A 12021-nucleotide genomic window follows, 5' to 3' on the forward strand; every position below is an offset into this window, starting at 1 on the left:
TCTGCTCTAATCCTGCCACCGGATGCGTTCCGGGGCACCCCAGTGGTACCTAAGTTCCCTGCGCGAACAGGTGCAGGTCCTCGCGCCGGCTGATGCCGAACTTCATGAAGAGCCGGTAGAGGTGCCCCTCGACCGTGCGCACCGACGTCCCGTGGCGGTCGGCGATCTCCTTGTTGGTCAGCCCCTGCAGCACGAGGGTCACCACAGCGGTCTCCCGCGGGGTCAGCTTCACGGCCGCGGGGAGGCGGATGGCCTCCGTGGAGGAACCCTCGAAGCCCGCGGTCGCGGCCGAGAGCTTCTTCTGGGCACGGCGTGCGGCGGCGGGATCACGCCGCTTGTCGTGCACCTCGCGCGCACGCTCGAAGCATACGGCGGCGAGCGGCCGGTAGCCGGCGTCGAGCGCGGCGTCGCCGGCCTCGAGGAGCCGTTCCGCGTCCGAGGCGGCGCCGGCACCGGCGAAGGCGTGCAGCAGCGCCTGTTCGCGGCCGTCGAACGTCGCCGTGAGGGCGGCCAGGCGCGCGAAGACCGTGCGGTCGCCCAGCATGAGCGCCTGGTTCAGCGCGGTGGCGGCGACGAGCGGAAGCCCGGCCTCCTCGGCCTCGTCCGCGAGCCGCACGAGCCGTGGGATGCCGTCGGAGTCCGTCTCGAGGACGGCCGTGACGGACTCCGCGTGGACGCGGCCCAGCATGCGCGCCAGACGGGTGCCTCCCGTCCACTCCGTGCCCTGCTCCACCAGGAGCGCGGCCTGCCGCTGGTCACCGGCCAGGAGGGCGGCGTAGGCGGCCAGCCCGGTGATCCACGGGAGGACGTGCAGGTGGTCCGTGGTGCGCAGGGCATGCACCGCGAGGCTCAGCCGCGACTGCGCGGTGGGGAACCGGCCCTCCTGCAGGGCGTGGACGCCGTCGAGCAGGTCGAGCCACCCGGCCAGGAAGTGCGTGCGCCGGGCGTCCAGCCGGAGCCTGGTCATCGCGGTGGCGCGTGCCTGCTCCCACTCCCCCGCGACGGCCAGTGCCAGGAGTTCGAGGCAGATCGCGTGGGTGCGGTAAGCCACGGTGTCGGCGTCCGTACCGGTGAGCTCCAGGGCCCGCCCGGCCAGGCGGGCCGCTTCGGCGGGTCTCCCGGCCCCGGTCGCGTCGACCGCGAGCGCGAGGAGGGCCGCCAGCCGTGACGGCGCCGGGGCGCCGTCGTCGTCGGCCAGCGCCCGGAGTGCGACGGCGTCGAAGGGTTCGTCGTCGACCGCGAGCGCCGCGATGCTGCGTCCCACCGCCACCGTCCGGGGATCCGACGCCGACTCCGAGCGGGTCAGGAACTGCTCCCAGCGCCCGGCGTCGGCGTCCATGCCGTCGGCTGACGCCGCCCGGCGCATCCTCACCTCGAGCGCGAGCAGCGCGCCTCCGTGAAGGACATCGGGCGGGGCGGGAGCCTCGAGGGCGTCCCCGAGGAGGTCGAGGGCCTCGTCGAGCAGCCCGCCGTCGGCCCGCGCCCAGGCGAGTTCCACGAGGCAGTGCCGCTCGAGCTCCGGAGACCGGATGGCGCGGATCGCCCGGACGGCGAAGGCGCTGTCGGAGCAGCGGTTGGCGCTGGTCGCGGCGGACAGGAGGATGCGGTCGTCGAGCGGCATCCCGGCGTCGAGGGCCAGTGCCGCCCGCTGGCGGACCTCCTCGACGTCGCGCGGCGGGGTGGTCGCGGCGGCCAGGACGCGTCGCTGCAGCAACACGCGGCGCGCCGTGGGGATCGAGGCGCGCAGTGCCTCTGCGTGCAGCGGATGCCCTACCGTCAGTGCGCCGTCGTCGCGGCTCCTGATCCAGGAGCCGCCGAGCAGGCGCTGCAGCACGCCGTGGCCGATGAGCTCCCGCGCCTGGTCGCCGGGCAGCGGGCCGCCCACCGCGAGGAGCTCCATCGCGTCCCGCTGGGCGGAGTCGAGCGGGGCGAGGGCGGCCTGCACGAGGTCCGCGAGGTGCGCGCCGAGGGGCGGGAGTTCGGGGGCCGACTGCCAGACGCCGTCGGTCTCGGTGATGAAGCCGCGCGTGAGGCCGTCGCGCACGAAGAGGCGGACGAACTGCGGGTTGCCGCGCGTCAGGTACGCCACGGTGTGGACGAGCCCGGCACCCACGGGCCCGCCGAGGAGCGCGGCGCACAGCTCCTCGACGTCGGTGAGCGTCAGCGGTTCCACGGGGATGCTGGTGACGATGCCGTCGGCCACGAGCTCGTCGAGGCCCTGCGGCAGTCCGGGCGCAGGACGGGCGAGGAAGAGGGCGCGGGCGCGGCGCATGCCCAGGAGCTGCGCGACCAGCGTCACGGAGCCCGGGTCGAGGTCGTGGGCGTCGTCCACCACGAGGAGCGGGAGGTCACCGCCGGACTGTGGCACCCCGCCGAGCTGCGAGGGACCGCCGAGCGCCTGGCCCACGCGCCGCAGGACGGCCACGGGCTGCGCCATGTCCTCGGGCCTCAGGCCGGCGAGCCACGTGGAGAACGCTCCGTACGGCACGGTCCCGAGGACGGCGCTGCCGCGGACGCGCAGCACCCGCGTGCCCTCGGCGAGCTGGCCGACGACGGCGGCGGCCAGGGCCGTCTTGCCGATCCCGGCCTCGCCCAGCAGGAGGATGCCGGAGGTCGAGGGGTCGGAGAGGTCCCCGATCAGGCGCGCGAGCTGGTCCTCGCGTCCGATCAGCAGGTGCGGGGCGTCCCTGGGCGCGCTCATTGCGTGAACACCGTGGCGAGCTGTTTGCGACTGGAGACGCCGAGCTTGCCCATGGCCTTAAGGATGTGCCCTTCGACGGTGCGGATGGAGAGGTGGTGCGTGGCGGCCACTTCCTTGTTCGTGGCGCCCCGGGCGGCCATGCGGGCGAAGGCGCGCTCCCGCTCCGTGAGGATGCGCCGCGCGCTGGTGTTCCTCCGGGGTACGTGCGTGCGCCGGAAGATCTGCTCGGCGCGGATGAAGTGCAGGGGCTCGTCCTCGGTGTCGTGCAGGCGCATGGACATCAGGGCGGCGGAGCCGGCCAGGTCCAGGTGCCCGAAGGCGAACGCCGCCTCGGCGGCCTGCAGCAGGATCATCGGGTCCCGGGCCGCCACACCACGGGCCAGGAGCTCCCCGGCGCCGGCGAGGGGCGTGTCGATGCCCCGCGCGAGCTCCAGCAGGAACGGGGCCTGGGACTGCTGGCCGAGCCGGACGGCGTGCATGCGCAGCAGCAGTTCGGCGCCGGTGTTGCCGGCCTTGCGCTGGGCTCCGGCCATGACGACGAACCGGCGCGCGGCGGCATCGCTGTCGGACATGAGGGCGTCCGCGAGGGTGCGGAGGAGGCCGATCGTGGAGCGGTGCAACCAGGGAAGGTGCTCGGCGGACCCGGCGTCGCGGCCGTCCCGCGCGTCGGTCGGGGACGCATCGTCGTCCTCGCGGCCCAGGGCGGAGGCGTAGGCGGCCGCGGCGTCGGCGAGGGGCAGCAGGCCGCTCCGGTTGTCCGCGCGCAACTGCTCGAGGGCGGGCCGCACCACCGCGAGCGCGGCGTCCCTGTGCCCGAGGGCTGCCAGTGCGGTCCCGGCGAGGGTGTCCGCCACCGCGGGGTCCTGCCACTGCCCGGCCGCGAAGGAGGAGCTGCCCGTGAGGCGCAGGGCGTCCTCGAGGTAGCCCTCCTGGACCAGGGCCGCGAATCCGTTCTCCTGCAGCAGGCGCGCCGCGGTCCCCATAGGGGCGGGCAGGCCGAGGCCGTGGAGCCGGGCGAGGGACCGCCTCGCTCCCGGCCCGGTACCCGTGAGGCTGCGCGCCAGGACGAGCCGTGCGGCGCGTTCCGCGTCGAGCGCGCCCGTGCGGAGCACGCCGTCCCGGGGTGCGGCGAGCTGCAGGACGTCCGTGAAGCGTCCGTCGTGCGCGGCCGCCTCGACGGCCACCGTCAGGGCCTGATCGGCCGCGCGGGCCGGATCCGACGCCGGGGCGTCGCCGGCCACGATCCGCTCCAGGAGCGCGCCGGCTTCGCTGAACCGCAGGCGCAGCAGGCATGCGCGCACCTCCTCGAGGTCCGCGGCGTCGACCCCCGCGAGGTGCCGGACGGCGAGCAGGGCGAGACGCGGCTCACCGGCGTCGGTGGCGGCCCGGGCGATGTCCCGGAGGTAGGCCTCCTGCAGCGGGATCTCGGCGTCCAGGAACCATCGCAGCAGGTTCAGGCGGCCGGCGACCGGCAGGCCGCCGGCGTCAAGGCTCGTCAGCCGTTCGAGGAACGCGGGCAGCGGGTTGACGGCGAGTGCACCGCGCAGGCGATCGCCGATCACCCCGTTGGCCACCGAGACCGCGTGCGGCGCCTCGGGGTCGACGACGCACACTCCTGCCTGCTCGAGCTCGTCCACCACCTCGGCGCTGCAGGACGGCAGCAGTGTGTCGAGGGGTACCGGTCCGGCGACCGCGACCACGTCCAGGACCTGGCGGGCGGCGTCGGTCAGGCCGTCCGGCGGGCCGGGCAGGGCGTCGTTCCCGTGCGCGGTGGCCGAGTCCGCGCCGTCGTGCCAGACCCACGCCTCGGGGCTGCGCGTGAGCGCACCCGCCGCGACGGCACCGCGCACGGCGAGCTGGAGGGCGCGGAGGTTGCCGCGGGAGGCATGCCAGAGGGCGACGGCGGCGGTGCCGGAGAGCGGCCCGTCCAGCAGCTGCCCGAGCAGGGTGCGCATGCCCTCGAAGGTCAGCGGCGCCACGTCCACGCGGGCGAGCCGGCCGGTGCGCCAGAGGTCGAAGAAGCGGGCGGCGGACGGGGCGGGGCCGTCGCAGGCCACGAGGAGGCGGGCGGCGCCGACCTCCGCGAGGTAGGAGAGCACCCGGACGGAGGGGTCGTCGAGGTGGTGCACGTTGTCCACCATGAGGATGGCGGGGCGGTTCCGGGCTCGCACGCGCAGCGCGGCCTGGAGGGAGTGCAGGACGGGGAGCGATTCGATGTCCCCGGCGGGGTCCACGTCCATCAGAAGCACGCTGAGCGCACCGTAGGGCGTGGAGGTCATGGCGGCGGAACCGCGGATGAGGACCACCTGCGCGGTACTCTCCAGCTGTGCCGTCGCTGCGCGGGCAATGGCCGTCTTGCCCACTCCGGGCGCACCGACGATCAGCACGCCGGCCGAGCCGGGCGCGGCGAGGCCCACCAGGATCGAGGAGACCTCCTCCGAGCGCTCGAGCAGCGGCCAGGCACCCATGTAGTCGTCGGTCATGACGGCGGGTCTCCCCTGTCCATCAGCAGAGCCATAGCCAGTCCCCTCCAGCCGCCTTGCCCGGGCATTCACCCCGACCGTTGCATCGTCGACCAGGTCGTTTTGCCGAACCCTACTCGATTATGCGCCGTTATCGCAGTGGAGACGTCCTCCGGCACAAGTAATCCTCGCCGTGGGGCGAGTACCGGCGCGCGGAGTGGGCGGGGCAGGATGCGTATCCATCATCACTGCCGCTACAGCAGCGACGCCGCGGCGTCCCGAAGGAGTAGTCGGCTCTCCCAGGAAGAACAGGAGCGTGCGGCAACTCCGCGCAGCGCCCCTAGACCGGCTTCATCGCCGGCTTCATCGCCGCCTGATCCTCCAATGCATGCTCCGATGCCAGCCGGCGGGCGGTGTCCTCGCGGATGACACGGAGTGCCTCACGTGTCTCCCGGAGGGCACGGCGTTCGGCGATCACGAACCGGCAGGCCCCATACAGACCGGGTAACGAGAACAGCACCCCGCACAGCATCCACGGCCGGGCCCGCTTGAACTCAACCAGGTCCCGCTTCACATGTTCGTGCTCTCTGACTGCCACACCGTCCCCCTCGTGTCCCCAGGCAATGGCCTTGAGCATACGTTGCCCGAGGCTGTTTCCAGCGTCTGCTGAAACGCCGGTGTCCCGGTGCCATGGTGGAGTTCCAGGGCACCGGGACCGGGGACTAGCGGCTGGTCGCTGCGCGCTGGGTGGCGTTGAAGGCGAAGTTCACGGTGCTCGTGAGCCCCTGGAACGTGTTGCCGGCCGTGGTGGGGAGTGTCGCGGGGACGGGCCCGCGGGTGTAGGCAAAGCCGGGCTGTACCGTTTCGGTACAGCCGCTGGCGCAGGACACGATGCTGAGTTGGAGACCGTTGACGGCGTCGGTTGTCAGCTCCGCGGGTCGGTGATCAGCTCCGAGACGGGGCCGCTGCGGTCGTGCTGAGAGTTCTAGTTGCCGGTGCTGTTCAGGTCGGCCCATATCCGGTCGGGAGGACTGCAGTTAGTGCTCGCCGTTGCTGTGCAGTCGGCCCACTCGTACTATCGGTCGCCCGGTGGCACGTATGGACGTATTTATTCGAGGCAGGACTTTGGGTAGCGAATCCAGCACCTGAAGCACCTAGACCGGGGCGTGAAACTTCTGCTGGGCAGCCGTCAGGCCGTCGCGCATGAGGAGCTCGACGGCATCCGCGGCGTCGTCGAGCAGGAACGGCAGCTCCTTCTTCTCCACGGTGCCGAAGTCCTTGAGCACGAAATCCGCGGGGTCCTGGCGCCCCGGCGGGCGTCCGACGCCGACCCGCACGCGGTAGTAGTCCTTGGTGCCAAGGGCCTTGCTGATGTCGCGCAGGCCGTTGTGTCCGCCTTCACCACCGCCGAGCTTGAGCTTGAGCGTGTTGAAGGGGATGTCGATTTCGTCGTGCACCGCGATGACGTGGTCGGGCGCGACGTCGTGGAAGCGGGAAAGCGCCGAGACCGGACCGCCCGTGATGTTCATGTAGGTCAGAGGCTTCGCCAGGACCAGGCGCGGACCACCGATGCCCATCCGCCCCTCGAGGGTGACAGCCTGAGCCTTCGATGAGGTGAAGCGGCCGCTCATCCGGGTAGCGAGGAGGTCGAGGACCATCTGGCCGACGTTGTGGCGGTTGCCGGCGTAGCCGGGCCCGGGGTTGCCGAGCCCGACTACGAGCCAGGTGTCAGTGGACACCGGTTGCTTGCCTACTTCTCGTCGGCGTCGGTGATGACGGCGTCGGCGTCTGCGTGGCCGGCGGTCGCGCCTTCGGAGGTGCCTTCGACGTCGGCGTCGGTCTCGGGGGTCTCGCCGAGGTCCTGGACCGTCGGTGCCATGAGGTTGACGATGAGGGTCTCGGCCTCGGTGAGGAGGGTGACGCCCTGGGGCAGCTCGATGTCGGAGGCGTGGATGTGCTCCCCGACCTCGCGGCCTTCGATGTTGACCGTGAGGGTCTCGGGCAAGTGGGTGGCGTCGGCCTCGACGAGGACCGTGTTGGCCTCGAGGTTGAAGGTGACGTCCGCGGCGGGCTCGCCCTCGACGTGGATCGCGACGTCGACCTGGACCTTCTCGCCGCGGCGGACGGTCAGCAGGTCGAGGTGCTCGACGATGCGCTTGAGCTGGTTGCGCTGGATGTCCTTGACCAGGGCCAGGTGGTCCTCGCCGTTGATGTCCAGCGTCAGCAGGGCGTTGGGGGTGCGGACGGCCAGCGTGGTGGCCTTCGCGGGCAGCAGGATGTGGATGGGGTCCGCGCCGTGGCCGTAGATGACCGCGGGGATCATGTTGGCGCGGCGGGCCTGGCGAGCCGAGCCCTTGCCGAACTCGGTACGGACGTGTGCTGCGAGCTTCTGCTCGGACATGGTTTCTCCTGAACGGTTGCGGCTCTTTGCGATAGGCGAGAGCACTGGGACGTTACCGGGGCGGAAGGAACACGCGTGAGGCAGTCGTCTAGAAACCAGTAGAGTCGCTAGCCACCGTCGATCACGGAGTACGGCCGGATAGTGCTTCCTCCGGCCCGCTCCCTCGCCTAGGCATCGTGTTCAATCGTACAGGAACGCAGGCAGCCAACTCTCCTTCAGGTGCCGAGGGCAATAATGGGGCAACCACCTGCCGGCTTTCCGGCTTCCCCGAAGGACTCCTGTGAGCACAGCGCCGCTCCCCTCCCGCCGATACAGGCCCATGGCCGCAGCTCTCTGCGCGGTATGGGTTCTGACGGTGGCGCTGATCGTCCTGTGGCCCACTCCGGTGGACCGCGCTGGGGGCGGCACCCTCCGTCGCGGGCTCGAGGTTCTTCACGCGCACGGACTTCCCCACTTTGTTACGTATGGCGGCATAGAGTTCGCCGCGAACGTCCTGATGTTCATTCCACTGGGTCTGTTCTGGTTCCTGCTCACCCCGCGGCGCTGGCGTTGGTGGGCGCCGGTCGTGGGCCTCGTGTTTTCCGCAACCGTCGAATCAACTCAGCTCTTTCTACTCCCCCAGCGCTTCGCTACCCCTTACGACGTCCTCGCCAACACCCTCGGCGCAACTCTCGGAGCGCTCATCGCGGCCCGGTCCCTGTCCAACTCGGCTTCTTCGCGACAGGAACGGTAACGCCGAGGCGGCAAGAAAAGCCCAAGGTTCACACACGTCACACTCGAAGGTCCACTGTTACTGGTGTGACCCCCGTTAGAATCGGCTCGACTGGGACCTTCTCTTGAGGACAAACACATATGCGTATTTCCGTGATCGGTTGCGGCTACCTGGGGGCAGTACACGCAGCGTGCATGGCGAAGTTGGGTCATGACGTGATCGGTATCGATGTCGACCCGCGGAAGATTGGCGAGCTGCAGGCCGGCCGTGCTCCATTCTTCGAACCCGGGCTGCCCGAGCTTCTCGACGAGGTGCTTGCTACAGGACGGCTGAAGTTCAGCGCTGATATGGCCGATGCCAAGGGTGCAGAAGTGCACTTTCTTTGCGTCGGCACCCCTCAGCGCAAGGGCGAATACGCAGCCGATATGCGCTACGTCGACGGCGCCTTCAGCTCGCTGCTCGATTCCCTCGAACCGGGCAACATCGTGGTCGGCAAGTCCACGGTGCCGGTCGGCACTGCTGCGCGGCTCGCAAACGAACTTGCCGAGAGCCACCCCGACGCTGTCCTCGCTTGGAACCCCGAGTTCCTCCGCGAAGGCTTCGCCGTCAAGGACACGCTTTCGCCGGACCGTTTCGTCTACGGGGTACCGGAGGGCGATGCTGGCGAACGAGCCACCTCCGCCCTCGACGAGGTGTACAGCACTCCTCTGTCGCTTGGTACACGCCGGCTGGTAGCCGACTACGCCACCGCTGAGCTCGTGAAGGCCGCCGCCAATTCCTTCCTTGCGACGAAAATCTCCTTCATCAACGCCATGGCCGAGGTCTGCGAAGTCACGGGCGCTGACGTCACCGTGCTCGCAGATGCCATCGGAATGGACGAGCGCATAGGCCGAAAGTTCTTGAATGCCGGCATCGGGTTCGGCGGCGGATGCCTTCCGAAGGACATCCGCGCCTTCATGGCGCGGGCGGGTGAACTCGGCGCGGATCAGGCGCTCACATTCCTTCGCGAAGTAGATGACATCAACGTGCGGCGACGTGCGCGCGTTGTCGACCTGACCCGAACCCTGGTTGGCGGGTCCCTCCTCGGCAAGCGGATCACCGTCCTCGGAGCGGCATTCAAGCCCAACAGCGACGACGTCCGGGACTCCCCTGCGCTCAGCATTGCCGCTCAGCTGCAGCTTCAGGGCGCAGACGTGACAGTGACTGATCCGCACGCGATTGACGGAGCGCGTCAGCGGTTCCCCGAGTTGACGTACGAACCAAACTTGGAGCGAGCAATGGAGAAGACGGATGCGCTTCTCCTTCTCACAGAGTGGCAGGAGTATAAGGACATAACGCCGGAGCAAGCCAGCCGGTTCGTGCACACAAAAAACATTCTCGACGGGCGTAATACTTTGAGCCCCTCCGCATGGCGTGCGGCAGGTTGGAACTACAAAGGGATTGGCCGGCCGTGAACGAATGCGGCCCACAAACGAACTCCAACGCGCACCCCTTTCGCATTCTCATGGTATGCACGGGCAATATCTGCAGATCTCCCATGGCGGAGCGCCTGTTGCAGTCTCGACTAGACCAGCGCTTTCCGGGAGAATTTAGTATTGAAAGTGCGGGGACCAGCGCACTTGTCGGGAGTCAGATCGACCCCCTAGTTGCCCAATATATCCGTGAACTCGGAGCGAGTCCTGATTCCTTTTCCGCACGGCAGCTAACGCCGCAGATTCTCGCGAACAAAGACCTAGTACTCACGCTAACGCGTGACCATCGAAGCAAAGTTGTAGAACTGTCGCCCGCCGTACTGCGCAGAGCATTTACTGTTCGACAGTTCTCCCACCTACTGGATGACGTTGAGCCAGACGTCGACCTTCGCGGTGGAATGCAGTGGCGCGCAGCAGTACCGAAGGCTCTGCGTGCGCGTTCGAAGAATACCCCAACAACGCTGGAGGCGGCTGACGTGGTTGATCCTTACCGCAGGGGGAACGTGACGTACGAACAGATGCGAGCTCAGCTAGCGCCGGCTATCGAACGGCTAGGCAAATTCGGATGACCTGCATTTAGAGTTTGCTCTGTCACAAATCCCTTCTGAGGCGCGAGCAGAGACGATTAGAGTGCCTGAAGCAAGTCAGCACAGGGCTCCAAAATTAGAAAGTCCGGGCGCGATCACCAGGTCAGAGAAATAAATTGGTCATCAGCGGACTACCTAGAACAAAACAGAGAAACTACCTGAATGGGGCGGAACCAAGAAGCGGGGTGCAATTCACTGCCCTATAAAAGTAGCTTGGGCATTCAGGCCACGCAGACCGAATTTCGGCAAAACACTAGGCCGCAAATTTGACAGCGCAGCACATACTAAGACCCAGCGTCCCTCGTCAACGCAAAGACGTCCTACCCACCGTGACGAATCCCTACAGATTGTGATTCTCGCACGGCGTTGAGAACCGCCCCTAAAACAACAGCCTGCCAGCTCTGCACGGCACTGCTGAACGTACGCCTCCAAAATGCGCATACTTAGCCGACGACCGTCGCTATCGCGCTTACGGCTAATGAATGAGACATCAAGCGCATGAAATTTTGCCGATCGAAACGCGCAACCAACGAACACTCACATGAATTCTCGTCATTACTACAACGCAGCAGTATTTTATCCACCAGGTGTCACCTAGCAGGCCGACTATCTACATCGCATCAGTGCAAGCGACGCCCGTTCGGCTCCGGTTTACGCCGCTGCCGTTCGAGAGAGGCAGGAACCGAAGCGCTCAGACCACGCTCCTTCTTCCCAGACGAAATTCGAAAAGCGCTATCACGCCCTCGGCTCAGAGAAATGAGGGCGAAGACAAGCACCATCGGTGCACTGAGTGCCCAAAAGGTACCTGTCAACATGATTCCGCACAAGAAAGCGATGACTGCCGATCCCGCAGCATCCGCCTGCGGCTCACGATAAAGCCCGCCCCACTTCAACCAGTTTGCTAGCATCATCACGAAAGCAAAGGTTCCGAAAATACCCAACTGCAAAAAGATAAAGATGTAACCATTATCAGCGGCAACTCCACCGAGGGGATATTCCGAAAGCGGAGAAACCCCTGGGAAACTAGCGGCAACAGGCCCTGAGGCCCCCACTCCGTACCCCAACGGGGAGGCTGCTGCCAGATCGAGAGATACTGGAATCGTCACCTGCTGCCGCACGCTCAACGAGTAGTCCTCCTGCAGCCCGAACAAGGACGCGAAACGGTCAGTCGCCACGTCGATTCGCTCGGGAGCGACAGACGCCATTACCAGCAAGGCGCTGGAAAGAAGTCCAATTAGCCCAAGTAAGGTAGTCCCGCGCCATCGACTCTCATGAGCACGGGCCATCCACATTTGATGAACTACAAGAAAGACAGCCGCTGTTGCCACACCGACTAAGGCGCTTCTCTGCAACACCAAGAAAGTGATCGCCGAAGCGGAGATGCCTACGATGAGAAGTAGTAGTCCCGCGCGCCGCATACCCATACTCGCTATCCTGGTCCAAGCCCACACAGCGCTCGCACCTGCAAGTACGGAAAGATCTTGCCCCGTCGACATCAGTCCGATGAGACGAGTTTGAGTCCCCACCTGAAAGGAGGAGCCGGCCTCAAGCATTGAAGCTAACTCCTGAGCGTTCAGCCCGGTAATCGACTGCCGCAGGGCTACACCCATGTTTAGTAGGATGATGGCGAATAGGACCCGACGCAAGACCGATTCGCTGCGCTCCGACAAATTCGCGCTTTGTATA

10 protein-coding genes are annotated in these 12021 nt (G+C 67.4%); 3 read left to right on the plus strand and 7 right to left on the minus strand.

Annotation, left to right across the window (positions count from 1 at the left end; translation table 11 throughout):
- Positions 1-49 precede the first annotated feature (49 nt).
- The 6 genes from AC4D2C_RS15930 to AC4D2C_RS15955 form a co-directional block, all read right to left on the minus strand.
- A complete protein-coding gene (locus tag AC4D2C_RS15930; RefSeq protein WP_490915817.1) occupies positions 50-2701 on the minus strand; it encodes a LuxR C-terminal-related transcriptional regulator in 2652 nt (883 codons plus the stop codon).
- Positions 2698-5184: a LuxR C-terminal-related transcriptional regulator gene (locus AC4D2C_RS15935; protein ID WP_490915818.1), complete on the minus strand. Its 2487-nt coding sequence runs from the start codon at positions 5182-5184 to the stop codon at positions 2698-2700. Before AC4D2C_RS15935 ends, AC4D2C_RS15930 begins: the two co-directional genes overlap by 4 nt.
- A 319-nt stretch (positions 5185-5503) precedes the next feature.
- Positions 5504-5761: a hypothetical protein gene (locus AC4D2C_RS15940; protein WP_490915819.1), complete on the minus strand. Its 258-nt coding sequence runs from the start codon at positions 5759-5761 to the stop codon at positions 5504-5506.
- Positions 5762-5885: 124 nt separating this feature from the next.
- Complete coding sequence (locus AC4D2C_RS15945) at positions 5886-6053, minus strand: hypothetical protein (RefSeq protein WP_490915820.1); 168 nt, start codon at positions 6051-6053, stop codon at positions 5886-5888.
- A gap of 264 nt (positions 6054-6317) precedes the next feature.
- Positions 6318-6902, minus strand: coding sequence for an aminoacyl-tRNA hydrolase (gene pth / locus AC4D2C_RS15950; RefSeq protein WP_490915821.1), 585 nt, complete (start codon positions 6900-6902; stop codon positions 6318-6320).
- An 11-nt stretch (positions 6903-6913) separates the two neighbouring features.
- The gene (locus AC4D2C_RS15955) at positions 6914-7564 is read right to left on the minus strand and encodes a 50S ribosomal protein L25/general stress protein Ctc (protein ID WP_490915822.1); all 651 of its coding nucleotides are present in this window, start codon (positions 7562-7564) and stop codon (positions 6914-6916) included.
- A 280-nt stretch (positions 7565-7844) separates the two neighbouring features.
- Here AC4D2C_RS15955 and AC4D2C_RS15960 point away from each other — a divergent pair, with 280 nt between their 5' ends.
- The 3 genes from AC4D2C_RS15960 to AC4D2C_RS15970 all read left to right on the plus strand — a co-directional run bounded on the left by AC4D2C_RS15960 (position 7845) and on the right by AC4D2C_RS15970 (position 10317).
- Positions 7845-8297 (plus strand): VanZ family protein, encoded by a 453-nt coding sequence (locus AC4D2C_RS15960; RefSeq protein WP_490915823.1) that lies wholly within the window; start codon positions 7845-7847, stop codon positions 8295-8297.
- Between the two features lie 119 nt (positions 8298-8416).
- A complete protein-coding gene (locus AC4D2C_RS15965) occupies positions 8417-9730 on the plus strand; it encodes a UDP-glucose dehydrogenase family protein (protein WP_490915824.1) in 1314 nt (437 codons plus the stop codon).
- Positions 9731-9780: 50 nt separating this feature from the next.
- Positions 9781-10317: an arsenate reductase/protein-tyrosine-phosphatase family protein gene (locus AC4D2C_RS15970; RefSeq protein ID WP_490915931.1), complete on the plus strand. Its 537-nt coding sequence runs from the start codon at positions 9781-9783 to the stop codon at positions 10315-10317.
- 638 nt (positions 10318-10955) lie between these two features.
- On the opposite strand, the gene AC4D2C_RS15975 is transcribed toward AC4D2C_RS15970, so the two are convergent.
- Complete coding sequence (locus tag AC4D2C_RS15975; RefSeq protein ID WP_490915825.1) at positions 10956-11945, minus strand: O-antigen ligase family protein; 990 nt, start codon at positions 11943-11945, stop codon at positions 10956-10958.
- Between the last annotated feature and the right edge of the window lie 76 nt (positions 11946-12021).

The organism is Arthrobacter sp. TJ-240, from assembly GCF_058269195.1.

What these genes read in the sequence shown, in the direction of transcription:
- AC4D2C_RS15970 (WP_490915931.1), top strand. Translation starts at nt 9,781, where the DNA reads ATGGTATGCACGGGCAATATCTGCAGATCTCCCATGGCGGAGCGCCTG.
- AC4D2C_RS15975 (WP_490915825.1), bottom strand. Translation starts at nt 11,945, where the DNA reads ATGGGTGTAGCCCTGCGGCAGTCGATTACCGGGCTGAACGCTCAGGAG.
- AC4D2C_RS15955 (WP_490915822.1), bottom strand. Translation starts at nt 7,564, where the DNA reads ATGTCCGAGCAGAAGCTCGCAGCACACGTCCGTACCGAGTTCGGCAAG.
- AC4D2C_RS15965 (WP_490915824.1), top strand. Translation starts at nt 8,417, where the DNA reads ATGCGTATTTCCGTGATCGGTTGCGGCTACCTGGGGGCAGTACACGCA.
- AC4D2C_RS15930 (WP_490915817.1), bottom strand. Translation starts at nt 2,701, where the DNA reads ATGAGCGCGCCCAGGGACGCCCCGCACCTGCTGATCGGACGCGAGGAC.
- AC4D2C_RS15935 (WP_490915818.1), bottom strand. Translation starts at nt 5,184, where the DNA reads ATGACCGACGACTACATGGGTGCCTGGCCGCTGCTCGAGCGCTCGGAG.